This is a genomic window from Rubrivirga sp. S365 (assembly GCF_032248475.1).
Lineage (GTDB): Bacteria > Bacteroidota > Rhodothermia > Rhodothermales > Rubricoccaceae > Rubrivirga > Rubrivirga litoralis.
The window spans coordinates 2,683,537-2,708,546 of record NZ_JAVTTN010000001.1 but is presented as its reverse complement, the minus strand read 5'-3'; the positions used below and the strand labels follow the sequence as shown (position 1 = coordinate 2,708,546).

Here is a 25,010-nt window from a genome sequence, read left to right as displayed (position 1 = left end):
TTGACAGGCCAGAAGGCCGCACGGTATGTTGAGGTCCTTCCGAGCGCTTCTGAGGGCGATTTTGCCCGCGCCGCTCCTCTCCCCACTCACTCCCCCCTCCCCATGGCCCAGAGCATGTACAACAAGCTCCAGGAGCACGTCGCCTCGCTCGAGGACGACTTCAGCAAGTTCTACGACAAGAGCAACAAGGCCGCCGGCACCCGCGTCCGCAAGGGCATGCAGGAGCTGAAGCAGATGGCCCAGGACATCCGCACCGACGTCCAGGACAAGAAGAACGCCGAGGGCTAAGCGACGCCCTCCCTGGTTGCCGAGGCCGCGCCACCGCTGTGGCGCGGCCTCGCTCGTATGTCGCCCCATGCCCCGGACCGCCCTGCCCCGCCGCCCCGCCCTCGCCGCCGCGCTCCGCCCCGCCCTCGCGCTCGCCCTCCTGTTCGGCGCCCCCGCCGCGGCCCAGGACGCGGCCTTGGAGAAAGCCCCGGCCCGCGCCCTGGGCAAGGCCGACACGCTCCGCGCCGCCGACGGCTGGCGCACGTCGCTCGTGGCCCAGCTCCAGGGGAACCAAGCGGCCTACTCGAACTGGCAAGAGGGGGGCGTCAACGCGCTCGCGTTCACGGCCTCGGCCGAGGGCTCGTTCGACCGCGTGGTCGGCCGGTTCCTGATCAGCCAGAACGGCCGGCTCGCGTTCGGGCTGCTCCGCCAGGACACGCTCTCGTTCCGCAAGGCCGTCGACGTGGTCCGCTACGGGGCCACGGTCGAGACGGCCTCGGACGACGCGTTCCGCCCGTACCTCGGGGTCTCGCTGCGGACCCAGTTCGCCGACGGCTACGACTACGACCCGTCGCCGGAGGACTACCCGTCGCTCGTGGTCGTCCCCGGCGAGGAGGTCCGCGTGAGCACGTTTGCCGCCCCGCTCGTGCTCGGGCAGTCGGTGGGCCTGGCGTACCGGCCGGGTGGCGGGTTCGTGGCGCGGAGCGGGCTCGCGCTGCGGGAGACGGCCGTGAGCGTGCGCGAGCTCCGGCCGGTCTACGGGAACGGGCTCGACCAAACCGTGCGGGTCGAAGTCGGCGTGGACGTCGAGGCGATCTTCGAGCGGGACGTGATGGAGAACGTCCGCCTGCGGTCGCGGCTGACGGCGTTCCAGGGGTTCGGCGTGGTGGGCGAGGCGCTCCCCGACGTCCTGTTCGAGAACGCCCTCGTGCTGAAGGTGAACGACCTGATCAACGTGACGCTCAACGGGTCGGCGCTCTACGACCGCGACGTGAGCTCCGACCTCCAGCTCCGCGAGACGGTCGCGCTCGGGCTCACGTTCGAGCTGCTGTAGCGGGCGGGGCGGAGGCTCGGCCGCCCCGCCCTGGCTGCGAGACCTCGGCCGCCCCGCCCGCGTCCCCACGCCATGCCGCCCGCCCCGCCCGACCCGTCGGACACTTTGGGGCCGACCGCCCGGCCGCCCCGCCCGTGGGCGACCGCGCGGGCGCGGCGGCTCCGGTGGCCGGCGCTGGCCTACGCGGCCGTGTGCGTCGCGCTGTGGCCGGTCCCGGTTCTCGGCCTGCTCCACGCCGAGTCGTCGGCGGTCGTCGCGGCCGTGGCGTTCCTCGTGGGCGGCGTCGCGGGCGGGGCGGCCGTCCGCGCCGGCGTGCCGCTGCGGACGGTCGTGGCCGAGCACCTCGCGCTGCTGGCCCTCCCCGCGCTCCTCCTGACCGTCACGCTGCTGTGGCGGCCGAACTGCGGGATCGCCCAGGGCGCCGGCCTCTACGCGCTGCTCGTGCCGCCGAGCCTGCTGTTCGGGGTCGCCCTCGGGGTCGCGCTCGACGCGTGGGCGGTGCGCCGCCCCGCCCTCTGGGGCGTCGGCGTCGGGCTCGCGGTGGCGGCGGGCGGCGTCGCGTGGGACCTGGGGCTCCACCCGCAGCTGTTCACCTACAGCCACGTGTTCGGCGGCGTCCTCGGGCCGATCTACGACGAGGAGCTGGCGGTGCGGCCGGGGCTGTGGGCGGCCAAGGCGCAGACGCTCCTGTGGGCGGCCTTTTTGCTGTTCGCGGCGCGGTGGAAGCGGGGGCGGGGCGGGGTCGAGCCGCGCGAGGGCGGGGCGGGGCGGAGGCCCGCGCTCGCGGTCGGCGCGCTGCTCGCGGCGAGCTACGCGCTCGCGGTCCCACTCGGCATCCAGCAGAGCGCGGCGCACCTCCAGCGCGCGCTGTCGCAGCGGGTCGACCTCGGCCCGCTCGTGCTGCACCTCGACCCGGCCGCCCCGCCCGAGGAGGCGCGGCGGCTGGCGGACGAGGCGCTCTACCGGTATGCGCAGGTCACGGGCGCGCTCGGCGTGGCGCCGGCCGAGCCCGTCGACGTGTACCTGTACCCGGACGCCGACGCGAAGGCGGCGCTCATCGGGTCGCGGCGGACGAGCGTGGTGCCGGTGTGGCTGCCCTCGCCGCAGGTCCACATGCTGGCGGACCAGGTGCCGGCGTCGCTGGGGCACGAGCTGGTCCACGTGGTCGCGCGCGAGTTTGGGGCGCCGGTCCTGCGGGCGTCGCCGGCCGTCGGGCTGGTCGAGGGGTTGGCCGTCGCGCTGGAGCCGCCGGACGGCCGCCCCGCCCCGGCCGACCTCGTGGCGGCGGGGCGGGCGCTGGGCGGCGACGCCGGCGGGCTCGACGCCGACCCGGCCGCCGTCGTGACGCGCGTGATGAGCCCGGCCGGGTTCTGGACGGCGCGGGCCGGCGTGGCGTACACGGCGAGCGGGGCGTTCGCGGCGTGGCTCCTCGACACGCGCGGCCCCGGCCCGCTCCGCGAGGCCTACCGCACGGGCGACTTCGAGGGCGCCTACGGCGAGAGCCTGGGCGCGCTCGCCGCCGCATGGGGGCGGGACCTCGCCGGCCGCCCCGCCCAGCCCGAGGCCGTCGCCGTGGCCGCGTGGCTGTTCCGGCGGCCGTCGCTGTTCGAGGTCCGGTGTCCGCACCACGTCCCGCCGGCCGTCCGCCACGCGCGGGCGGGGTGGGAGGCGCTCCGGGACGGTCGCGATGGCGACGCGCTGGCGGCCTTCGACGACGCGCTCGCCGCCGAGCCGCTCTCGGCCGCGGCCGAGGCTGGCCGGCTCCAGGCGCTCGCCCGGCGGGGCCGCCGCCCCGTTCCCGCCGATCTCGACCGCGCCCGCGCCGCCGCCGACTCGTTGGGCGACGCCCTCTCCCTCCGCGTCCTGGCCGACGTGCGTCGCCTCCGGGGCGAGCCCGGCGCCGCCCGCGCCTACCGCGCCGCGACCGACTCGCTGAGCGTGGTCGACGCCGTCGGCCGTCTGCTCCTGCGGCGCCGGGCGGGGTGGAGCGCGCCGACGCTCGCGGCCGTCCTGGGCGCCCCGCCCGATTCGGTCCCCCCGCGCGTCGAGGCTGCGGCGCCCGTCGCCGCCGCGCTCGGGTGGGCGCAGGCCGACCGCCCCGCCCGCGCCTGGCGCCTCGCGCGGGCGTGGGACGACGGCGCCCTCCTGGCGGGCTCCGCGCCGGACGCCGCGCGCGAGGGCGGGGCGGCGCTCGACCTGCTCCGCGCGCAGCTCGCCTACCGCGCGGGCGCCACGAGCGACGCCGAACGCTTTGCCGAGCGGGCCGCCGCGCGGTTCCGCGCCGCCGGGCCGCAGTCGCTTGTCGCCGTTGCCGAGGACTGGGCGGCCCGCGCCCGGTGGCGGCGCGGGCTCCCGCCCCGCCCGCGGGCTAGCTTGGGCGGGAGAGGGGCCGGGAGGTGAGCACGGAGCGCCCCCGCCCACCGTCCCCGACGCGCGGCGCGCCTCCCGCCCCTCCTTGCCACCCCGCCCATGACGCCCGCCCGCTTTTTCGCGCTCCTCGCCTTGTGCGCGCTGGCCGCCTGCGCCCCGCCCGACGAGACGTTCGACGGGGGCGGACCGGCGCCGGCGCCCGTCCGCGCGGCGGCGCCGGGCGAGTGGGTCTACGCCAGCGACGCCGTCGGGGCGGCCCAGCTCTACCAGACCGGCGACGAGGCCTCGCTGCCGGTCCTGACGCTGGGCGGGGCGGGCACGCTCACGCTCGCGTTCGACCTGCTGGGCCAGGAGGCTGGCGCCCCGCTCGACGTCTCGTTCGTCCACACCGACCGGCTGGGGCGGCCGGACCTGGTGCCGTCGGAGTACCTGACGGCGTTCGAGCGCGACGACATCCTGGACTACCGGCCGTCGGGCGCCGCCGTCGCCGTCCCGTACGTCCACTACGAGTACGCTTTCCCGAACGAGTCCATCGGGTTCCGCGTGAGCGGGAACTACCGGGTGCGCGTCAGCCGGCCCGACGGGACGCCTCTGTTCGAGGCCCCGTTCTACGTGTCCGAGGAGCTGGCCCAGGTGGGCCTCGCGTTCGGGGCCGCGGTCCAGGGCGGGACAATCGGTACGTCGATCCAGCCGTCGGTCCAGGTCCGCCCGGACCGCCGGATCGCCCAGTTCGACGCCTCGCAGTACACGGTCTGCTTTGCCCGGAACGGCCAGACCGACGGCGTCCGGTGCGCGCCGCAGCCGTCGCTCATCGACCTCGCGCTGTTCCAGTTCTACCTCCCGCGCGACGACGTCTTCGAGCCGGCCGCCCCGCTCTACGAGTTCGACCTGGGCCTCCTCGGCCTGGGAACCGAGGTCGTCGAGGTCGACCGCGCGGCGCGGCCGCCGACGGCGGTCCTCGACCTGGACTACGCCGAGTTCGGCGGCGACGTCCGCGACCCGGTCCTCGCGGCGACGCCGCTCATCGGGGCCGTTTACCGCGACGTCGGCACGTCCGACACCGACGCGCAGTACGTCGACGTCCTGTTCCGGTACGTGCCCCCGGGCAGCCGCCAGCTCACGCGGCGCGTCTACGTGCAGGGCTCGTTCAACGGGTGGCGCCGGGAGCCGTCGACGGAGCTCGCGTGGGTCGAGGCCGAGGGCCGCTACGAGGGCGTCGTCCTCGTCAAGCAGGGCCGGTACGTCTACGGCTACGCCCCGCCCCCAGCCCGCGTCGCGCCGGCCGCGCGGCCCCAGCTGTTTACGGCGTTCGTCTACCTCCAGGACCCGATCCTGTTTACGGACCGCCTCGTGGCCGTCCAGAGCGGCGTGGCGCAGTAGGGCGGGGTGGCCGCCGGGCGGGGCGGTCGGGCGGGGCGGTCAGCGCGGGCGGACGGTCGAGAACCCGCCGTCGACCGACAGGGTCTGCCCCGTGACCCACCCGCTCCGCTCGCGGTCGAGGAGGAACGCGAGCGCGTCGGTGAGGTCCTCGGGCTCGCCGATCCGCCCCAGCGGGTGCATCGCGGCCGACGCCTCGACGGCCTGCTCCGAGGCCACGAGCCGCCCCGCCAGCGGCGTCCGCACGAGGCCCGGCGCGACCGAGTTCACGCGGATCCCCTGCGGCGCGTAGGTCGCCGCGGCCGCCCGCACCAGGCCGTCGACGCCGGCCTTGGCCGCCGCGACCGCCTCGTGGTTGGCGAGCCCCAGCCGGGCCGCCACGCTCGACATGAGCACGACCGCCCCGCCCGCCGGATCGGCGTTTTTGCGCATGGCCGTGGCCGCGGCGCGGACGGCGTAGAACGCGGTGTGGAGGTTGAGCCGGAGCGTCTCGTCGAACGCCTCGGGCGAGAGCGCATGGGCGGGCTTGAGCGTGATCGACCCGACCAGGTTGGCGATCCCGTCGACGCGGCCGTGCGCCTCGACCGCGGCGCCGACGAGGCCGCCGATGGCGTCGGGCTCGGTCGCGTCGAGCGTGAACGCCTTGGCGCCCGTCTCGCCGGCGAGCGCCGAGAGCTTGTCAGCGTCGCGGCCGCCGAGCACGACGCGCGCGCCGTCCGCGGCCAGCCGCCGCGCGAGCGGCGCGCCGATGCCGCCGGTGCCTCCAACGAGAACGTAAACGGGAGCGTCGGGCATAGGTCGAGAAGGAGGAAGGGGGAACGAGAGGCCAGCCGCCCCGCCCGCTAGACCGCGCTCGGCCGAGCGAGGACGGCGTCGACCACGTGGACCACGCCGTTGGCCGCGTCGAGGTCCGCCGTCGTGACGCGCCCCGCCCCGCCCGGGCCGCTCGCGGTCACGCCCGCGTCGTCGGCGTCGACCGTGAGGTCGGTCCCGCCCGGGGTCTCGAACGCGATCTCGGCGAACACGTCGGCCGCCGGCAGCCGCGTCGGGACGACGTGGGACAGGAGCAGGGCGCGCGTGGCGGCCGGGTCGGCGCGGAGGGCGTCGAGCGCCCCGGCGGGGAGCGCGGCGAACGCCGCGTCGCTCGGCGCGAAGAGCGTGATCGTCTGCGACGTGTCGCGGAGCACGGCGCCGAGGTCGGCGCGCTCGATCAGTTCCGCCAGCGTCGAGAGGTCCGGCGTCGCGGCGACGACGTCGAGCACCGTCTGCGGCCCCGCCGGCGGACGCGCGGCGCCCTCGGCGGCCACCCCGCCCGCCGCCGGGGGCGGGGCGGGCTCGGGCTCGGCGCCGCACGCGGCGAGGCACGCGGCGGCGACGACGAAGGCGGCGAGGCGGGCGGGGCGGAGGCGCCCCGCGAGCGGGAGCACGGGCATCGGGCGGGGTGGAAGAGGGGCGTCGCCGGGGAGCCGCTCGGGCTCCGGCCTAGGAGCGCCGCGCCGCAGGCGGGGTTCCCTCACGCCGCCCCGCCCGCGTCCGCCCCGCCCGGGGGGGCGACGAGGTCGGGGAAGGCCGCGCGGAGCGTGACGTAGAGGAGCCGGAGCGGGAGCCCGACCACGTTCGAGTAGTCGCCGTCGATGCGCTCGACGAGCAGCGCCCCGGCGTCGTCCTGGATGCCGTAGGCGCCGGCCTTGTCGAGCGGCGACCCCGTCGCGACGTAGGCCGCGATCTCGGCGTCGGCCAGCGCGCCGAACGTGACGTGCGTGACGGCGTGGGCGGTCTCCTCACGGTCGCCGTAGCGGAGGGCGATCCCGGTCGCGACGCGGTGCGTCCGGCCGCTCAGGCGGCGGAGCGTCCGACGCGCGGCGTCGGGCGTGGGCGGCTTGCCCAGGACGTCGCCGTCGAGCTCGACGACGGTGTCGGCCGCCAGGACGAGCGCGCTTGGCGCCTCGAGCGCCCGGGCCTTGCGGAGCGCGACGGCCTCGGCCGCCGGCCCCAGGTCGAGGTCCGGCCACGTCTCGTCGGCGTCCGTCGGGCGGACGTCGAACGCGAGCCCCAGCCGTCTGAGCAGGTCGCGCCGCCGCGGCGAGGCGGACGCGAGGACGAGCGGGACGCGGAGAGCGAGCACGGGCGGGGCGGCGAGGAGCCGGAAGCTCGCTCCGGGGAAGAGGGGAACGGGCGGGGCGGCAAGGTTCCGGTCATCCCGTTGTCTCCCAACGTGAGCCGGCCGATGTGGGCACCCGTAGGGACACGACTCGTCGTGTCCGGGCCGAGCGGGGCGGTCCCGCTGCTTGCGCGCCTGCCCAGCGCGGATCCGCCCACGCCCACGCCGCCATCCACGCCACGGGCGGGGCGGTCCGTCCTCGCCCGCTGCGTCCCCCGGCACCACCCCGCCCCAGCGCCACGGGCGGGGCGGGCGCCGCCGGGGCCGCCAGCCCGCCCCGCCCCCGCGCCGCCGGAGTGGGCGAGCACTCTCAACCCTCAACCCTCAACCCACCTCACCCGTGATCCGCTGGTACTGGCGGCGCATGATCGACCAGTAGCGGCCCGGCGAGAGGCGGGCGAGCGCGTCGCCGGCCTGGGCGTCGGCGCCGATGAGGACGCGGGCCTTGCGGCGCTCGATGCCCCGGACGATGGCGGCGGCCGCCACCTCGGGCTCCAGGCGGAGCGCGTGGTCCGTGAACGCCTTCGTTTTGCGAGCGGCGGCGTCGGCGTCCATGCGCGCGGCCACGCGGCTGCTCGCCGCGATCCCCGTGCGGATCCCGCCCGGGTGGACGACCGTCACGCCGACCGGCGTGCCCTCGAGCTCGTGGCGCAGCGCCTCGCTAAAGCCGCGGACGGCGAACTTGGACGAGGCGTAGGCCACCTGCTCGGCCGGGCCGATGAGCCCGAACAGGCTCGACACGTTGACGAGGCGGGCCTCCGGCTGCTCGCTGAGGAGCGGCAGGAACGCTTTGGTGAGGCCGACGACGCTGAAGAAGTTGACCTCCATCAGCCACCGGAACTCCTTCAGCGACACGTCCTCGAAGTGGCCGACGAGCGAGGCGCCGGCGTTGTTGAGGAGCACGCCCACGCGCCCGTGGGCCGACCGTACGCCGACGGGGAAGGCGCGGACGTCGGCGGCGTCGGTGACGTCGAACGCGTGGCGGCTTACGCGGACGCCGTGCCCCTCGGCCTGCTCGATCGTGGCGTCCAGGCCGGCCTCGTCGCGGTCGGCCAGGGCCAGGTGGCACCCCCGCGCCGCGAGCGCGAGCGCCGTCGCCCGGCCGATGCCGGAGGCCGCGCCCGTCACGGCGGCCACGTTGTCTCGGAGCGGGAAGGGCATCGTCGGGGGCGGGGCGGCGGCACGGTTTGGGTCCGCATCGAGCGGGTCCGAATTCTACGCACACCCGTGGCCGAATGCGTCCGCACGCCGCTCGCAGATCTCGTTGTCAGACGGACCCCTACGCCGCCCCGCCCGCCGCGTGCTCGGCAAGGAACCGCCGCCACCGCCGCGCGACGGCGACGGTCGCCCGCCGCGCCGCCGGGCTCACGCCCGTGAGGTTGACGAACCCGTGCGGGAGCGCCGCCTGCCGGTAGAGCGCGACCGCCCCGCCCGCGCTGTCGAGAGCGCGCGCGTAGGCTTCGCCCTCGTCGCGGAGCACGTCGAACCCGGCCGTCACCACGAACGCCGGCGCGAGCCCGTCGAGGCGACCGCTGATGGGGGAGAGGCGCGGGTCGTCGTCGTCCACGCCCGTCCCGCGCGTGTAGACGTCGAAATAAGCCCGGCGGAGCGCGTCGGGGAGGATGTAGCCGTCGAAGAGCGTCCGCGAGGGGCGGGGCGTCGGGTGGTCCGCCGATGGGTAGATCAGGAGCTGCGCCACGGGACCGCCCCGCCCGCGCACGGCCTGGGCCGTGACCGCGGCGAGCGCCCCGCCCGCGCTGTCGCCGCCGACGGCCACGCGGCCGGGGTCGGCGCCGAGGCGCTCGGCGTGGTCGCGCGCCCACCGGAAGGCGGCCTCGGCGTCCTCGACGGCGGCCGGGAACCGGGCCTCCGGCGCCAGCCGGTAGTCCACGCTCAGGACGGCGTGCCCGGCCTGCCGGCACAGGAGCCGGCACGGCTCGTCGTGCGTGTCGAGGTCGCCCTGCGTGTAGCCGCCGCCGTGGAAGTAAACGACGAGGGGCGGCCGCTCGGCGTGGGCGGGGCGGTAGAGCCGGGCGTCGAGCGGGCCGGCCGCCCCGCCCACGACGAGGTTTTGCACGCGGCCCACGGCCGTCGGCCGCCCCGCCAGCCCGAGCACCTCGCGGCGGAGCCGTGCGCGCGCGCCGACGGGGTCGGCCCGGACGTGGGAGGCGTTGCCCGCGCCGTCGGGGTTGAGCGCGAGGAGCAGGCGGACCGCCGGGTCCAGCCGCTGGCCGTCGACGGCGGGCGCCGGGCCGCCGGGGAGCGCGTCGGCCAGGGCGTCCTGGAGCGGGGCGGGGAGGCGGCCGAGGGCGCGGGCGGCGGCGCCGCGCACGCGGTCGGTGGTCGTGGGCTCGGGCGGACTCTCAGGCATGGACGGGCGCGGGGGCGGGGTGGAGGCGGTACTCGCTCTCGTCGAACGGCCCGACGCGGCGGCGGAACGCGCCCACCCCGCCCGGCCACAGCGCCGCGTTGCGGCCGGTCTCGTCGAGGTACCAGCTTTCGCACCCCGACAGCCACACGGTCCGCTCCATCTGCGCGTCGACGTCGGCCACGAAGGCGGCCTGCGCCTCGGGCCGCGGCTCGACGGCGGCCACGTCGGGCCGGTCGAGGAAGGCGAGGGCGTTGACCAGGTGCTCGATCTGGGCCTCGGCCATCAGGAGCACGGACGAGTGGCCCAGCCCGGTGTTCGGCCCCTGGAGCACGAACAGGTTGGGGAAGCCGGCGACGGTCGTGCCCAGGTGCGCCTTCGGGCTCGCCCCCCAGACCTCGCCCAGCGTCCGGCCGTCGGCGCCCACGAGGTGCTCGGCGAACGGGAATTCGGTCGCGTAGAACCCCGTCGCGAACACGACCACGTCCGCCGGCCGCTCGACGCCGTCGGCCCCGACCACGCCGCCCGGGCGGACCTCGACCGCCCCGCCCGCGACGACCTCGACGTTGGGCTGCGTGAGGGCGGGGTAGTAATCGTCCGAGAGGAGCACGCGCCTGCAGCCCAGCGTGTCGTCGGGCCGGAGCGTCTCGCGCAGGGCGGGGTCCTTGACCTGGCGCCGGAGGTGGAGCCCGAGGACGTGGCCGGCGACGCGCGCCAGGCTCACGTGGCGGAACACGAACCCGAGCGCCTCGTGGTGGACGTAGAGCGACCCGCGGAGCGCCTTCCGCACGAGCGGGACGCGCCGGAGCAGCCGCCGCACGCGCGGCGAGAGCGCCTTGTCGCGGCGCGGGATGACCCACGCCGGCGTCCGCTGGTACAGCGTGAGCCGGCCGACGCGCGGCTGGATCCCGGGGACCACCTGGATCGCCGAGGCGCCCGTCCCGATCACGGCCACGCGCTGGCCGTCGAGGTCCACCGACTCGTCCCACTGCGCCGTGTGGAACGCCGGCCCCTCGAACGTGTCGAGGCCGGGGAGGTCGGGCAGGCGCGGCTCGGCGAGCGCGCCCGGCGCCGCCACCAGGACGTCGGCCGTGAGCGCGCCGCGCGAGGTGTCGAGGCGCCACCGCGCGGCGTCCTCGTCCCACCGCGCCGCCTCCAGTTCGGTCCCCAACGCGAGGTGCGGCCCCAGCTCGAAGTCGCCGACGAGCCCGCGGAGGTAGGCGCCGATCTCCTCGCCCCCGGCGAACCGGCGCGACCAGTCGGGGTTGGGGGCCGCGTCGAGCTCGTAGAGCCGCGACTCGACGTCGCAGGCGGCGCCGGGGTAGCGGTTCTCGCGCCACACCCCGCCCACCTCGTGGGCCCGCTCCAGGACCACGAAGTCGTCCTCGCCCTCCTGCGTCAGCCGGATGGCCGTGGCGAGCCCGGCGAATCCGGCTCCGACAATCGCGACGCGGACGTGGGCGGGGAGGTCAGGCATGGGACGGCAAGGGAGGCGAACCTGGAGGGCGGGGCGGGTCTGACCCGCGGGGCGGGGCGGAGGGTCCCGCGGGCGGTCGCGACGGGCACGTTGCTGTCCCGAGGCGGCGGCAGTCCCCCTCCTGGCCACCGCGCAGCGTCGGCGCAGCCAAGAGGGGATCGGGGTGGTTGTGGGGCGGGCGGGGCGGTCGGAGAAGGCGCCGCCCCGCCCGATGACGGGCACCCGTAGGGACACGACTCGTCGTGTCCGACGCGAGCGGACCCAGAGGGCGGGGCGGTCCTGAACGCCGCCGCCCCGCCCGGACGCCGCGCCCGACGGCGTTGCATGCAACGCCGCTACGACGGGCGCCCCGCCTACGCCGGGGGCGGGGCGGTGGTCTTCCGCTGCCCTACTCGCCGCGGGCGTAGCGCCAGGCCGCGGCGATGGCGTCCGCGGGCACGTCCTCGGCCAGCCGCGCGCGGCCGACGTCGTCGAGGACCACGAACCGGAGCCCGCGCGACGTCCGCTTTTTGTCCGTCTGCATGGCGTCCGTGAGGGCGTCGTCCGAGACGGCCGCGTCGAGGGCGGGCGGGGCGAGGCGGGCGACGAGCGCGTCGGCCCGGTCGAACGGGGCGGGGAGGACGCCGGCCACGCGCCCCGAGGCGAGCGAGGCCGAGAGGTGGACGGCCGCCCGCATCCCCAGCGCCACGGCTTCGCCGTGCGTGAGGGCGCCGTAGCCCGCCTCGCGCTCGACGGCGTGGCCGAACGTGTGGCCAAAGTTGAGCAGCGCCCGGTCGCCGGTCTCGAACTCGTCGGCCGCCACGACCCCCACTTTGACCGCCGCCGCGTCGCGGACGACGCGCCCGAGCACAGCCTCGTCGCGGTCGAGGAGTTGGTCCCAGTCGCGCTCCAGCCGCTCGACGAGCGCCGCGTCCGCGATCAGCGCGTGCTTGACGACCTCGGCCAGCCCGCTCCGCAGCTCGCGGTCCGGGAGCGTTTGGAGCGTGGCCGGGTCGGCGAGCACGAAGCGGGGCTGGTAGAACGCGCCGACGAGGTTCTTGCCCGTCGCGTGGTTGACGCCCGTCTTGCCCCCGATCGCGCTGTCGACCTGGGCGATGACCGTCGTCGGGAGGTGGACGAGCGGGAGCCCGCGGAGGAGCGTGGCCGCGGCGAACCCGGCGAGGTCGCCCACGACGCCGCCGCCGAGCGCGAGGACCGGCGTCTGGCGGTCGACCCCGAGCCTGAGCGCCCAGTCCAGGACGCCCGACCACTGGCCGACGCTCTTCGACGCCTCGCCGGCCGGGACCGCGAGGGCCTCGACGTCCCACCCCGCCCCGCCCAGCGCCGCGCGCACGGCGTCGAGGTAGAGCGGGCCGACCGTCTCGTCGGTGACCACGAGCGCGCGCGGGCCGCGCAGCCCGGCCTCGCGGAGGTGCCGCGCGAGCTCGGCGAGAGGGTCGAAGTGGACGGCGTAGTCGCGGCCTCCGGGGAGGGCCACGACGGCGGCGGGGGGCGGGGTCGAGCCGGGCGGGGCGGGCATGGCGAGGGCGGAGCGGGCCGGAAGATCGCCCCGCCCGGGGTCCGAGAGGGCGGGGCGAGCCGCGCGTTCCGCCCCGCCCCAGGCCGCCCCGCACGGGCGGGGTGGGGGCGCCGCTGACGGCGCCGTCGGGGAACAGCGGAGGCCCGAGCGTCGTGTCGAGCGGCCCCCTCTCTCTCCCCACGCTCCGCCTCTCTTATGGGACTCCTCGACTTTATCAAAGACGCCGGCAAGCAGCTGTTCGACAAGGACGAGAACGCCGCCGAGACCATCAAGAAAGAGGTCGAGCGCGCGCTCGGCAGCAACGTCCCGACGCTGGGCGTCCGCTACGACAAGGGCCGCGTGACGCTCCAGGGCGAGGCCAAGAGCCAGGCGGCCAAGGAGAAGGCTGCGCTCATCGCCGGCAACGTCAAGGGCGTCACGAGCGTCGACGACGACGGCCTCCGCGTGGCCGGTCAGCGCGCCCAGACGGCCGGCGCCACGACCGCGGCCGCGCCCGCCGCCTCGCGCTCGACGTACTACACGATCCAGAGCGGTGACACGCTCTCGAAGATCGCCCAGGACAAGTACGGCGACCCCGGCGACTACACCAAGATCTTCGAGGCCAACCGCGAGGTGATCGAGGACCCCGACAAGATCTACCCGGGCCAGCAGATCCGGCTTCCCGCCGCGTAGCGCCCGACGTTCCGCCCCGCCCGCGCGCCCCGCCGACGTCTCTCGGCGGGGCGCTCGCTGTTTGCCCGCCCCGCCCGTGCCCGCCTCCGCGGGCGGCGCGTACCGCTCGGCGGACCGCCACCCGTACGCCGCGGGCGGAGCGGTGTAGGCGTCGCTCTTCCACCCCGCCCGCGCTCACCCCGCCCTCGGCGCCGGGTACGCCGAGGGGTTCGCGGCCAACTTCGGTCGCTGCTGACTCGGCCTCCAGAACGCGCCCGTAGGCGGGGCGGGGCGGGGTCCATGGGATTCTGTGAACATGGCGTGCACGGCGCGCGGTGTCGTCGTTATCCTTGCGTCACGTTCTTAGACACGGCGACGGGCGTCTGCTTTATCTCTCTCTCCTTCGGCCTGCATCGTCGGGTCCGAATACATATCAGGGAATAAAGTGGTGGAGACATCTGCGGTTCGGAGACGCGGAATTAAAACTTGTCCGTCGGCCCGCTCTTTCTAACCTCCGAAAGGGGGCGGTGCAGCGTCGGGAACGGCGTGGGGCGCCGGCTGCGATTGCAGCCAGCGCCCCATTTTTGGGCACACCGTGGCAGGCGGGGCGGCCTCAGCCCGTCCCTCTACCCATTAACACGCCTCCTAGCGCTTGAGCTGGACGAGCTCCTGGAGCAGCTCATCCGACGTCGTGATCACGCGCGCCGAGGCCTGGTAGCCGCGCTGCGTCACGATCATGTCGGTGAACTCGTTGGCCAGGTCCACGTTGCTCGACTCGAGGGCGCCGGCGACGACCGACGTGTTCACCTCCTGGCCGGCCCGGCCGACGAGGAGGTCGCCGGCCGCGCTCGTGACGCCGTAGAAGTTCTCGCCGCGCTGCTCGAGCCCGTTCGGGTTGTTGACCTGCGCGATCGCGATCTTCGAGACGTCCCGCTGCTCGCCGTTCGAGAAGTTGAGCGAGAGCGTGCCCGAGGGGTCGATCCCGTAGCCGACGAGCCGGCCGGCGGCCTGCCCGTTCTGGCTGCTGATGGTGGCCGTCGTCGAGCCCCCGTACTGCGTCAGCTGGGCGACGTCGAGCGTGAGCGCGACGTCGTCGCCGGCCGTCCCGGGGTAGGTCCCCGTGATGTCGAACGTGGCCGGGTCGGGCGCCGTCAGGTTCCCGGCGTTGTCGAACGTGACGGCCCCGGCCGAGACCGTGAGGTCGGTGGCGGGCACGGGCGGGGTGGCGTTGGCGTCGCCGGCGAGCTGGGCCGAGGCCACGCCCCACTCGTTCGTGGCCGTCTTCTGGAGCGTCGTGACGAGCGTGTGGGCGCGGCCCTGGCCGTCGTAGACCACCTGCGACATGGTGATCTGGCTGTCGAGCGGCTGCGGGTCGGCGGCCGGGTCGAGCGGGGCGGCGTCGAGGTTGGCCGAGAGGTTCCCGCCGATGCCGACCTCGTCCGTCTCCTTCGGGGCCGCGTTGAGCTCGAGGTCGAGCCGGATGTTCTGGAGCTGGCCCGTGTTCAGCGTCCCGTCCGGGTTGTACTGCCAGCCCTGGACCGGGAGGCCGCCGGCGGTCACGAGCTCGCCGTCGGCGTTGAACGTGAAGTTGCCGGCGCGCGTGAGCACGTTGCCGTCGCCGCCCTTGGCGATAAAGTAGCCGTCGCCCGAGAGGGCCAGGTCGGTGCCCACGTTCGTGTACTCGAACGTGCCCTGGCTCCAGTCCTGGTCGACGGAGCCGATCGCGACGCCGGTCCCGATCGACGCCGGGTTGATGCCCGACCCGCCCGAGGAGCGGCCGAGCCCGAGCAGGCGCTGCCCGAGCAGCTCGTTGAAGGCGACGCGGCTGCGCTTGAACGCGGCCGTGTTGACGTTGGCGATGTTGTTGCCAATCACGTCCATGCGGACCTGGTTGGACTTGAGGCCGGAGACGCCGGTGCGGAGGGAGCGGATCATAGTGTGGGGTGTAGGGTGCGCAGCGTCGGTCGGTCGGCTGCGGCCCGGCGTCCCGTGCCCCGCCAGAGTGCGGGGCGTGGGGCCAGCCGGAGTGAGACAAAAAGGGGGGAGCTAGAGCACGAGGGCGCTGTCGATCCCGGTAAAGACGCGGGCGGTGAGGTCGTCCGCAGCGAGGGCCGTCACGACCGTCCGGTTGGGGACGTTGACGACGAAGGCGGCGTCGGATCGGAGCAGGAGGGCGTCGCGGGCGCCCTTGGCGTCGAGCGTCGCCACGGCCTCGCTCATCGCCTCCTGCTGGGGCGGGGTGAGGGAGATGGCGCGCTGCTCGATCCGCTGCTCGGCGTGGGCCGAGAGCGTGAGCGGGCGGGGCGCGCCCTCCTGGGCTCGACGCAGCGCGTCGGCGAACGACGAGCCGGGCGGGGCGGGGGCGCGCGGCGGCGGCGCAGGCGGTCCCGGGCGGGACGGGCCAGCCGTGCGCGTGGCGAGGTGGCGGACGTTCATGGGCGGCGGGCGGGTAACGAGTGACGGGTGATGAGTAAAGGGTTAGAAGGCGTGGGGCGGGGTGGCGAGGCGGGACGGTCCGCTACCCGACCAGGCTGAGGAGGTCGTTCATCGGGACGCCGTGGGAGCCGATCCAGAAGCGGACACCGTCGGCCTCGATCGTCACGCGGTCGACGCGGCCCTGGGTGAAGGGCGTCGCCTCGACGGGGTCGCCGGCGGGGTCTGTGGCCTCGACCGTGAACGAGTAGGCGCCCGGCGCCGCAGGCCGACCTGCGTCGTCCAGGCCGTCCCAGGCCGCCGTGTTCCGCCCCGCCCCCAGGTGCCCGAGCTGGAGCGCGCGGACGGGCTGGCCGGCCGCGTCGCGGACGACGACGCGGACGTCGGCCGCCGGGCGCTCCAGCGTCACGCCGACCGTGGCCGGTGCTTGGCCGTCCCACACGGCTCGGTTGCCCTGGGCCTCGACCGTCTTCCCGATGAGGCTGGCCGCTGACGTGAGGTCGCCCCGCTTCGTGAGCGAGTCGGCCAGCTCGCCCTGGCGCAGGGCGGCGTCGTCGAGCCCGGCGGCGAGCTCGGCCAGCATCTCGCGCTGCGCGCCCAGCGTCTGGCCGATCGACGTCAGCTGCTCGACCGACGTGAACTGGGCCAGCTGCGCGGCGAACTCGTGGCCCTCCTGGGGGTTCAGCGGGTCCTGGTTCGAGAGCTGGGTGACGAGCAGCTGGAGGAACGCGTCGCGGTCGAGCGACTTTTCGGCGCTGGAGAAGACGGCGCCGGTGTCCGGCGGAGCCGAGGGGATGGGGGACGTGGTCATGGCAGGGGAGGGTCAGCCGACCCACTCGTGGCGGGACGCGGCCGGCCGGGACGGCGCGGGCGTGCCCGAGGGAGCGGGGCGGGGGGATTCGGGGCGGGGCGGGGCCGTCGACGGCCGCGGGGCGTCGTCGGAGGGGCGGTCGCTGCCGCCCTGCTCGAAGGAGAGGTCGACGGAGGTCCCGTAGTGCTGTTCGAGCCGGACGCGGATCTCGTCGGCCTGGCCCTGGGCCGCCGCGCGGACGGCGGCGTCGCTGAGGTGGACGGCGACGACGAGGCGGCCGTCGTCGCGGCGCGCGCGGACGGTCAGGCTGCCGTCGCCGTCACCCAGGTCGACGGCGAGCGTTGCCCACTCGGCCGGGGCCTCCAGCGCGGGGTCGATCTGCTGGGCGAGCAGGGACGACCACGTGCCGGCGGGGCGGGCCGCTGCGCGGAGCCCGGGGCCGGCCGGCGCGTCGGGCGTCCGGGGCGCGCCGGCAGCGGCAACGTCGGCGTCGGCGTCGGGCGGAGCCTCGGCAGCCTCGACATCGAGGGGCGCGTCGGGCGGGGCGTCGCCCCGATCGGCGTCCTGCCCAGACGCGAAGGCGTCGGCGGACGCGTCGGCGGCCTGGACCGCCCCGACCGGCGCGTTCTGCGCGGCTCCGCCCGTCGTTTCGCGCCCCGCCCCGCCCGGCGCCTGTGCGGCCTCGGGGGCGGGGCGGAGCCCACGGGCGTCGGAGGCGACCGGCCGCCCCGCCCTCAGCGGAGCGTCGGGGACGTCGTCGGGCGGGAAGGCGGGCGGCGGGAGCGCTGGATCGGTGCCGTCAGAAAGAACGGCCAGAGGCGTGGGCGGGGCCGCGGTGTGGCGGCGCGGCGCGGCGGGAGCCGGAGACGCGTCTGAAGCCGTTGTAGGCGGGCCGGTCGGCCGGTCAGCGCCCTGCTCGCTGGCCGTCGTGGAGACACGAGCCTCGGCCTCGGCCGACATCGCCGGTGTTTGGGCGGGGCGGGCGGGTTCGAGTCGTCCCGACGCCGCGCGAACCGTGGCCTCCGCAGGGAGCGGGGTGGTCGCCTCGGGTCGGTCGGATGTGGCGGCCGCGCGATCGGGGGGCGGGGCGGCGGCTGTCTGCTCCTCCGCGACGGCGGGGACGGTCGGCGCGGACGGTGCCTCCGTCGTTGTGGCGGGGTGGTTCTCGGCGCGCGGGCTCGCCGGCGCGGCATCGCCGTCCAGCCTTGGGGCACCGCGCACGATGTCCCTACCGGATGGCGAGGGCGGGGCGGGAGGGTCAGCCGCCCCGCCCTCGCCCGTTTGGCCCGCGGCCGCCCCGCCCTCGGCCGTTCCGCTCTGGACCGCCCCGCCCGTCGCCAGCGGAGCGGTCGGATCGTGGGGAGGTGACCCGACCGCGCGGGCGGGCGGGGTGGCCGGGGCAGAGGCCGCGTCGGCGTCGCTGGGACGGGCCGGGGTCTGTGCCCGCGCCGCGTCTCCCGTGGGCAGGGTCGGATCGGCGGCGGGCGGGGCGGCCGGTCGGGCCTCGCCCTCGTCAGCCGGCGCCGCGGCGGGGCGTGCCGAGGGAGGAGCCGTTTCGGCCGCAGGCGAGTCGTCGCCCTCTGCAGGCCGCTCGGCTGTCTCCGCCGCCCCGCCCGCCGGGCGCGTAGCGGCGCCGTCGACAGACTCGGCCTCGGCTTCGGGCGGGGCGGCGCTGCTGCCCGTCGGCGCCGCGGGCGGGGCGGGGAGGAGGAGGGCGGGGAGCGGCCAGACGGCACCCGCCGCTGCGTCGTTCTCCTCCTCGGGCGCGGGCGCCGCGTCGTCCGGCGCGGACGGGCTCTCGGCGGAGCCCTCGACGGCGCCGAGGAGCAGGCGCGCAAACGTGTCGCCGTCGGCCGACGAGGCGGGGCGGGGAGCCGGGGCGTCCGCCGAAGGCGCGGGCAGGGGAAACACCGTCATGCGGAAGCGCGGCTGGAGTCCGCGGGCGGGGTGGTCGGGCGGGGCGCCGGCGCGGGCCGCGGCGAGGTCGACCGCGACGAGGCGGAGCGCGCCGGCGCCGCCGACCGGGGGCGGCTGGAGCCGTAGGCAACCAGCTCGACGAGCGCGGCGCTGGCCCCGGCCGGAAGCGCCGCGAGCATCTTCGTCCGGTTGCGCGACGAGGCCTGCGTGTAGAGGTCGACCAGGACGCGGCCGTCGAGCTGGACGAGGACGTCGCGGAGCTCGTCGTCTTCGAGCCGGCTGACCGAGCTCGCGAGCTCCTTTGCCCGCTCCTGGCGGTCCTGGCGGACCGTCAGCTCCTGCTCGAGCTGGTCGATCCGCTGGAGGAGCGTGGGGATGCGCTCCTGCGTGCTGGCGAGCTGCTGGCGGAGCTCTCCGAGCTCGTCGAGCGTGACCTGGGAGGCGGTGGCGGCGCTGTCGGCGGCGAGGCGCGCGCGCGCCTCGGGCGTGGCGGCGACCGCGGCCGAGTCGCCGGCGGCGAGTTCCGCCCCACCCTCGGCGGCGTCGGGCAGGACCATCTTGACCCCGTAGAGGCCGGCCCCAAAGGCGGCCAGGGTGATGGCGAGGATGACGGCGACTTTCATCCGTTCGTGCGGAGTCGGCGGCAGTACGCCGCCGTGGCCTGGTCGTCGAGGAACGCGAGCTCGGCCTGCTCGGCGGCGCGGCGGTGGGCGAGCGCCTCGCGGTCGCGGAGCGTGTGCAGCGCCTCCTCGGGCCGGCGCGCCTCGACCAGGGCGGCGCGGGCGGCGGCCTCCTGGTGGTGCGCGGCGTCGAGCGCGCGGCGGGCGCCGGCGCGGTCTCGGAGCGCGGCCTGCTGGGTCGCCGCGAACCGGCGGAAGTCGCCGGGCGCGGCGGCGCCGGCGGACGGCGCCCGCTCGGCGAGGGCGGGGAGGGCCGCCTCGACGTGGGCGAGCCGGGCCTCGTGGCCGCGCCGAGCGTGGAGCGCGGCCGCCAGCGTCTGCTCGGCCTGCCGCGCCGCGTGGCCGCGGACGGCGAGGACGTGGTCGAGCGAGAACTGGAACTCTTTTCCAGGCATGGGCAGGTCGTACCGGAGACGGGGGCGGGGTGGGGGCGAAATGGGCCGCGGGGGCGCCACAGGGGAGAGTGGCAAAGGCCGGACCAACCCGCCCCGCCCGCCCCAGACCGCCGCGCTCGCGGGACGCGGGGCAGAGCACCACCCCGCCCTCACCACGCGTCTGGTCCATCGTCAACACCTCCCGCCGCCCCGCCCCCGGCCGACGTCCGTTCCCCACCCCGCCCGTCTCCGAGCCTCAGGAACGAGCCACGAACTCACTGACCCACCGACCTACTGACTCACTGGCTTACCGCCCCGCCCGCTACAGCCCGGCGAGCACGGCGGCGAGGTCGGCGGCGGCGTCGGGCGGGGGCGGCTCGCCGACCGTCTGCTGGAGGAAGGCCGCGAGGGCGGGGTGGGCGTCGACGGCCCGGTCGGTCGCGGGGTCCTGGCCGCGCTCGTAGGCGCCGACCCGGATAAGGTCCTCGACCTTGGCGTAGTCCGCGAGCAGGCGGCGGGCCTCGTCGGCCGCGCGGCCGTGCTCGGGCGCCGTGACGCGCGGCATGACGCGGCTCACGCTCTGGAGCACGTCGATGGCCGGAAAGTGGCCGGCCTGCGCGAGCGTCCGCGAGAGGACGACGTGGCCGTCGAGGATGCCGCGCGCGGCGTCGGCGACCGGCTCGTCCATGTCGCCGCCGTCGACGAGGACGGTGAAGATGCCCGTGATCGTCCCGCGCTCGCCCGGCCCGGCGCGCTCGAGGAGGCGGGGAAGGAGGGCGAACACGCTGGGCGTGTAGCCCCGCGTCGTCGGCGGCTCGCCAACGGCCAGCCCCACCTCGCGCTGGGCCTGGGCCACGCGCGTGACCGAGTCCATCATGAGGAGGACGTCCTGGCCCTGGTCGCGGAAGTGCTCGGCGATCGCCATCGAGACCGAGGCGCCCTTGACGCGGCTCATGGCCGCCTGGTCGCCCGTGACGGCCACGACGACCGACCGCGCGAGCCCCTCCGGGCCGAGCGTGTCCTCGACGAACTCGCGGACCTCCCGGCCCCGCTCCCCGATCATCGCGATCACGTTGACGTCGGCCTGGGCGCGCCGGGCGATCATGCCCAGCAGCGTGCTCTTGCCCACGCCCGAGCCGGCGAAGATCCCGATGCGCTGGCCCTTCCCCAGCGTGAGGAGCGCGTCGAGCGAGCGGACGCCGGTCGCGAGCGGTTCGGCGATGAGGCGGCGCGTGAGCGGCGACGGCGGCTCGGCGTGGACCGGCTGCTGGCCCTCGACGCGGAGCGGCCCGCGCCCGTCGATGGGCCGCCCCGCCCCGTCGACCACGCGGCCCAGGAGCGCCGGCCCGACCGGCACCGTCAGCGGGAGCCGGGCTGGCTCGACGAGCCCGCCGGCCCGGAGCCCGGCCGTCGGTTCGAGCGGGATGAGGACGGACGTCGCCTCGCGGATCCCGACCACTTCGGCCTTGACGCGCCGGCCGCCCGGCCGCTCGCCCTCGTGGAGGTAGCACAGCTCGCCGAGCGCGGCCTGGAGGCCCGTCGCCTCGACGAGCAGCCCGACGACCGAGCGGATGCGGCCGTAGGCAGCGGGGCCGGCCGGCATCGTCCGCAGCTGGGCCAGCGCGTGTTCGAGGGCGGGCGGGGCGGTCATGCGGTCTCGGGATGAGCGGGGACCGCCCCGCCCTCGGCGGCTTGGGTTCCTGCCGCCCCGCCCTCGCCCTGCGCGTCGAGGGCGGGCGGGGCGGGGCGGGGGGGGCGAGCGCTGGGCGGCACGTCGTGGGCCGCCTGGAGCAGGTCGAGCCGGGCGCGGAGGCCGTCGAGCAGCTCGGTCCGCACGCGGCGGACGACGGCCGTGCTCGACGCGGCGGCCCAGTCGCCCTCGGCGTAGGCGTCGTCGGGCGTCCAGCGGAGGGCGGGGTAGGCCGCCGAGGCGCCCTCGACGACGCCGCCCTCCTGGAGGCGCAGAAAGTCGACGGGGTGGAGCCGCACCGTCAGGCCGTCGCCGTCGGCGAGCCCTTCGAGCGCCTGCACGACGGCCCGGTCGGTCGCCTCGCGGGCGGCGGCCGAGAGCGGGGCGGCGGCGAGGAGGTCGGCGGCCTCGACGGCGAGCGCCACCAGCTGGCGCTCGACGCGCTCGTGGTGGCCGCGCCAGACGGCGCCGAGCCGGTCGAGGTCGGCCGCGGCCGCCGCGCGAAGCGCGTCGAGGGCGCCGCCGATCTCGGCCTCGGCCGCGGCGCGGCCCGCGGCGAGCCCGGCCTCGCGGCCCTCGGCGCGGGCGGCCTCGACGGCGGCCGCGTGGCGGACCTCGGCCTCGGCCTCGGCCGCCGCCCGCACCTCGTCGGCCGACGGCTCGGGCGGGGCGGGCGGAACTTCGGGCGCCGGCGCCGGGGGCGGCGCGAGCCGCGCGGCGCGGACCGAGACGGCCGCCCCGCCCGTGGCGACGGCTTCGCGCCCGAGCACGCGCGGGCGCTCGGGCGGGGCGGCGGGGCCGTCCGGCCGCGGGGCGCCGCGGACGACGCGGGGCGGCGGGGCGACCACCCCGCCCGCGGCGGCGGCGTCGGGGGCGGCGGTGGGAGCCTCCGGGGGCGGGGCGGCGGACCGTTTGAGGACGCGGGGGAGCATCGCGGCTAGATCGTCTCGACGGGGTTCCGCGTCAGCGTCACCTCGCCGCGCGCTTCGAGCTCGGTGGCCGCCTGGAGGACGCGGGCCTGCGCGTCGTCGACCTGGGAGACGGCGACGGGGCCGAGCAGCTCGATCTCCTCGCGGACCGTCTGCGCCACGCGCTCGGACACGTTCTCGAACACCTTCCGCTGGAGCACGTCGGGCGCTGCCTTGAGCGCGAGCGCGAGGTCCTGCTGCTCGACCTCCATGAGCACCTTCTGGAGCGCCCGGCCGTCGAGGTGGACGAGGTCGTCGAACACGAACATCAGGCCCTTGATGGTCGCCGCCAGCTCGGGGTCCCGCTCGCGGAGCCCCTCCATGATCGACTGCTCGGTCGTCCGGCTGCTCGCGCTGAGGATGTCGGCCACGCGCTCGGCGCCGCCGCGCGAGCCGGTGTCGGCGCCCAGGCCGGCCCCGATGTACTGGCGGATCACGTCCTCGACCTCGCGGAGCACGTTGGGGAGCGGGGCGGCCATGTTCGCGATGCGCACGACCACCTCGCGCTGGACCTCGGCGTCGAGGTGGTTGATGAGGTCCGACGCCTTGCGCGTGTTGAGCTGCGTCAGGATGAGGGCGACGGTCTGGGGGTGCTCGTTCTCGAGGAAGTCGAGGAGCGGCACCAGGTCGACGGTCTGGAGCATGTGGAAGGCCGAGACCTCCATGGCTGCCTCCACCTTCATCATGACGTCCTCGGCCCGCTCGCCGCCCAGCGCGGCCTCGAGCATCTGGCGCGCGAACGCCGCCCCGCCCTGGCTCACGTAGCTCTGGGCGAGCGCGACGTCGTGGTACTCGCCGAGCACGGCCTCGACCTGGTCGCCCGACACGTTCTGGAGCCGGGCGATCTCGACCGACACGGCCTCGACGTCCTCGTCGCTCAGCCGCGAGAGGATGGGCGAGGCGGCCTCGACCCCGAGCGCGACGAGGAGCACGGCCGCCCGCTGCGCCCCGCTCATGGCCTCGAGCACGGCGGCCGTGTCGGCGGACTCCGGCGTGGTGGCGAGCGCCGACGAGACGAAGGCGGCGGAGTCGTCGGCGTCGGCGGGCGCCCCGTGGGCGACCCAGGCCGCGTCGGGGGCCGGAGGGGGCGGGGCGGTGGGCATGGGCGGTGAATCGGTGGGTCAGTAAACCAGTGAGTCGGTCGGTCGGTGGGGCGGGGTGGTGACTCCGCGGCCCGTGCGTCGGCGGGCGAGGCCTTCCGACCCGGCGGATCCGCCCCGCCCACGGATCGACTGACCCGCTGGAGCTAGCCGGAGCGGTCCTCGACGAGCCACGTTCCGATCAGGGCGGCGGCCTCGTCGGGGTTGTCGGTGACGCGCTTCTGGATCTTCTCGTAGAACTGTCGGCGGGCGTTGAGCTGGGCGCGGGCCTCGTCGGAGAGCCGGCTCGTGTACATGTCGGAGAGGACGGCCTCGCCGCCGCTGGCCTCGGCGAGCGCGAGGGCCGGCTCGCCGGCGGCGCCGTCGCCGGCCGCGAGCTGGGGCGTCTCGACCGGGGGCAGCGCCGCCGGCTCGTCGGGGTCGGGCTCGTCGGCGAGCGCGCCGACCCGGGCCGTCGCCGCGCGGAGGAGCCACGCGCCGACGCCGAGCGCCAGCGCCATGAGCCCGTAGCGGAGGTAGAGCCGGAGCCGCTCGTCCTTGCGCTGGGCCGCCCACTCGGCCGCGAACGCGTCGTCGCCCGAGGTGTCGAACCGGGTCTGGTGGACCGTGATGCGGTCGCCCCGCTCCTCGCTGAACCCGACCGCGTTGCGGACGAGGTCGTCGACCTCGGCCAGCTGGGCCGGCGTGTAGGGGACGGGCTCCGAGACGGGCGCGTCCTCGACGTCGGCGCCGGCGGCGCCGGTCGGGGGCGGGAGCGGGCGGTGGTCGAGGATGACCGAGACCGTGAGGAACTGGATCTGCCCCGCCCCCTGCTCGCGCTGCTCGCGCTCACGCGTCATCTCGTAGTTGCGGACGGTCGAGGCCGCCCCGCCCCCCGGCCCCTCCTCGTCCATCCGCTCCTCCGAAAGGATCGTCGAGCTCTCGGGGTCGATCCGCTGGACGTCGGTGACGGTCGTGCTAAAGTCCAGGTTGGCCGCCACACGGACGATCGCACGGCCCGGCCCGAGCACGCGGTCGAGCATGGACTGGCCCTGCTCGGCGAGGTGCTCCTCGACGGCCTGCTGGTGCTGGAGCTGGCTCGACGAGAGCGACCCGTCGGCCGAATCCGAGGGGTTCGAGAGCAGCGTGCCCTGGTCGTCCACGACCGTCACGTTCGACGGGCTGAGCCCCTCGACGGCGCCGCCGACGAGCGCCGCGATTGCGTCGACCTGGTCTCGCCCGGGCGCCCCGGTCCCTAGGTGGAGCACGACCGACGCCGACGCGCTCACCTGGCGGTCGCGGAACGGGTTGCGCTCGGGGAGCACGAGGTGGACGCGGGCGCCGGTGATGCCCTGGACGTTCATGACGGTCCGCGCGAGCTCGCCTTCGAGCGCCCGCTTGTAGGACACCTTCTGCATAAAGTCCGTCATCCCGAGCGTGCCTTCGTCGAACAGCTCGTAGCCGGCGATCCCGTCGGAGACCAGGCCCTCGGCGGCAAACTGGAGCCGGAGCTCGTAGACCTCGTCGCGCGGGACGAACACGGCCGTCCCCCCGTCGCGGAGGTCGTAGGTGACGCCGTCGCCCTGGAGCCGCTCGACGATGGCGGCGGCGTTCTGGGCGTCGAGGCCGCCGAAGAGGAGGGCGTAGTCGGGCCGGCTGGCCCAGTAGCCCACGGCCATCAGGAGGGCCACCCCGCCCGCGACCACGGCGGCGAGCGTCGCCCGCTGGCGCGGGGCCAGGCGGCCGAAAAAGTCGCGGAGCTGGGCGAGGTAGGGGCTCATGGGGTGGGGAGTACTCGTCGTTCGTCACTCGTC

22 protein-coding genes are annotated in these 25,010 nt (G+C 76.3%); 5 read left to right on the top strand and 17 right to left on the bottom strand.

Annotation, left to right across the window (positions count from 1 at the left end; all coding sequences use genetic code 11):
• Nucleotides 1–102: 102 nt before the first annotated feature.
• The 4 genes from RQM47_RS11910 to RQM47_RS11895 all read left to right on the top strand — a co-directional run bounded on the left by RQM47_RS11910 (nt 103) and on the right by RQM47_RS11895 (nt 5,071).
• Nucleotides 103–288 carry a histone H1 gene (locus RQM47_RS11910; protein WP_311662132.1) on the top strand — a complete coding sequence of 62 codons (186 nt, stop codon included), beginning with the start codon at nt 103–105 and terminating at the stop codon, nt 286–288.
• Nucleotides 289–355: 67 nt separating this feature from the next.
• Nucleotides 356–1,321 (top strand): DUF3078 domain-containing protein, encoded by a 966-nt coding sequence (locus RQM47_RS11905; protein WP_314009137.1) that lies wholly within the window; start codon nt 356–358, stop codon nt 1,319–1,321.
• 72 nt (nt 1,322–1,393) lie between these two features.
• A complete protein-coding gene (locus RQM47_RS11900; protein WP_314009135.1) occupies nt 1,394–3,721 on the top strand; it encodes a hypothetical protein in 2,328 nt (775 codons plus the stop codon).
• A gap of 69 nt (nt 3,722–3,790) precedes the next feature.
• Nucleotides 3,791–5,071, top strand: coding sequence for a type IX secretion system plug protein domain-containing protein (locus tag RQM47_RS11895; RefSeq protein WP_314009133.1), 1,281 nt, complete (start codon nt 3,791–3,793; stop codon nt 5,069–5,071).
• A 39-nt stretch (nt 5,072–5,110) separates the two neighbouring features.
• Here the strand turns inward: RQM47_RS11895 and RQM47_RS11890 are convergent, their stop codons facing one another.
• The 7 genes from RQM47_RS11890 to aroB all read right to left on the bottom strand — a co-directional run bounded on the left by RQM47_RS11890 (nt 5,111) and on the right by aroB (nt 12,593).
• On the bottom strand, nt 5,111–5,863 hold the full coding sequence (locus RQM47_RS11890; RefSeq protein ID WP_314009131.1) for an SDR family oxidoreductase: 753 nt from the start codon (nt 5,861–5,863) through the stop codon (nt 5,111–5,113).
• Between the two features lie 47 nt (nt 5,864–5,910).
• The gene (locus RQM47_RS11885; RefSeq protein WP_314009129.1) at nt 5,911–6,501 is read right to left on the bottom strand and encodes a fasciclin domain-containing protein; all 591 of its coding nucleotides are present in this window, start codon (nt 6,499–6,501) and stop codon (nt 5,911–5,913) included.
• 80 nt (nt 6,502–6,581) lie between these two features.
• Nucleotides 6,582–7,193, bottom strand: coding sequence for a Maf family protein (locus RQM47_RS11880; RefSeq protein ID WP_314009127.1), 612 nt, complete (start codon nt 7,191–7,193; stop codon nt 6,582–6,584).
• 360 nt (nt 7,194–7,553) lie between these two features.
• Complete coding sequence (locus RQM47_RS11875; RefSeq protein ID WP_314009126.1) at nt 7,554–8,390, bottom strand: SDR family NAD(P)-dependent oxidoreductase; 837 nt, start codon at nt 8,388–8,390, stop codon at nt 7,554–7,556.
• A 118-nt stretch (nt 8,391–8,508) separates the two neighbouring features.
• On the bottom strand, nt 8,509–9,600 hold the full coding sequence (locus RQM47_RS11870; RefSeq protein ID WP_311664205.1) for an alpha/beta hydrolase: 1,092 nt from the start codon (nt 9,598–9,600) through the stop codon (nt 8,509–8,511).
• Complete coding sequence (locus RQM47_RS11865; protein WP_311664203.1) at nt 9,593–11,074, bottom strand: NAD(P)/FAD-dependent oxidoreductase; 1,482 nt, start codon at nt 11,072–11,074, stop codon at nt 9,593–9,595. The genes RQM47_RS11870 and RQM47_RS11865 overlap by 8 nt, the downstream gene beginning before the upstream one ends.
• A 388-nt stretch (nt 11,075–11,462) precedes the next feature.
• A complete protein-coding gene (gene aroB / locus RQM47_RS11860) occupies nt 11,463–12,593 on the bottom strand; it encodes a 3-dehydroquinate synthase (RefSeq protein WP_311664201.1) in 1,131 nt (376 codons plus the stop codon).
• A 195-nt stretch (nt 12,594–12,788) separates the two neighbouring features.
• Here aroB and lysM point away from each other — a divergent pair, with 195 nt between their 5' ends.
• Nucleotides 12,789–13,265, top strand: coding sequence for a peptidoglycan-binding protein LysM (lysM, locus tag RQM47_RS11855; RefSeq protein ID WP_311664199.1), 477 nt, complete (start codon nt 12,789–12,791; stop codon nt 13,263–13,265).
• Nucleotides 13,266–13,889: 624 nt separating this feature from the next.
• On the opposite strand, the gene RQM47_RS11850 is transcribed toward lysM, so the two are convergent.
• From RQM47_RS11850 to fliF, 10 genes are all read right to left on the bottom strand, one after another.
• Complete coding sequence (locus tag RQM47_RS11850; RefSeq protein WP_311664197.1) at nt 13,890–15,179, bottom strand: flagellar hook protein FlgE; 1,290 nt, start codon at nt 15,177–15,179, stop codon at nt 13,890–13,892.
• Between the two features lie 111 nt (nt 15,180–15,290).
• Nucleotides 15,291–15,680, bottom strand: a complete 390-nt coding sequence (locus RQM47_RS11845) for a TIGR02530 family flagellar biosynthesis protein (RefSeq protein WP_314009124.1) — start codon at nt 15,678–15,680, stop codon at nt 15,291–15,293.
• 82 nt (nt 15,681–15,762) lie between these two features.
• Complete coding sequence (locus tag RQM47_RS11840; RefSeq protein WP_314009122.1) at nt 15,763–16,488, bottom strand: flagellar hook assembly protein FlgD; 726 nt, start codon at nt 16,486–16,488, stop codon at nt 15,763–15,765.
• A gap of 12 nt (nt 16,489–16,500) precedes the next feature.
• Entirely contained in the window at nt 16,501–18,405 is a 1,905-nt protein-coding gene (locus RQM47_RS11835) for a hypothetical protein (protein WP_314009120.1), read from the bottom strand.
• Entirely contained in the window at nt 18,402–19,028 is a 627-nt protein-coding gene (locus RQM47_RS11830) for a hypothetical protein (RefSeq protein ID WP_314009118.1), read from the bottom strand. Before RQM47_RS11830 ends, RQM47_RS11835 begins: the two co-directional genes overlap by 4 nt.
• Entirely contained in the window at nt 19,025–19,480 is a 456-nt protein-coding gene (locus RQM47_RS11825; protein WP_314009116.1) for a flagellar FliJ family protein, read from the bottom strand. The genes RQM47_RS11830 and RQM47_RS11825 overlap by 4 nt, the downstream gene beginning before the upstream one ends.
• A 301-nt stretch (nt 19,481–19,781) precedes the next feature.
• Nucleotides 19,782–21,062: a FliI/YscN family ATPase gene (locus RQM47_RS11820; RefSeq protein WP_409945977.1), complete on the bottom strand. Its 1,281-nt coding sequence runs from the start codon at nt 21,060–21,062 to the stop codon at nt 19,782–19,784.
• 44 nt (nt 21,063–21,106) lie between these two features.
• Entirely contained in the window at nt 21,107–22,081 is a 975-nt protein-coding gene (locus tag RQM47_RS11815; RefSeq protein WP_314009112.1) for a hypothetical protein, read from the bottom strand.
• Nucleotides 22,082–22,086: 5 nt separating this feature from the next.
• Nucleotides 22,087–23,220, bottom strand: a complete 1,134-nt coding sequence (gene fliG, locus RQM47_RS11810) for a flagellar motor switch protein FliG (protein ID WP_311664181.1) — start codon at nt 23,218–23,220, stop codon at nt 22,087–22,089.
• Nucleotides 23,221–23,363: 143 nt separating this feature from the next.
• The gene (gene fliF, locus RQM47_RS11805; protein WP_311664179.1) at nt 23,364–24,977 is read right to left on the bottom strand and encodes a flagellar basal-body MS-ring/collar protein FliF; all 1,614 of its coding nucleotides are present in this window, start codon (nt 24,975–24,977) and stop codon (nt 23,364–23,366) included.
• Nucleotides 24,978–25,010 lie beyond the last annotated feature (33 nt).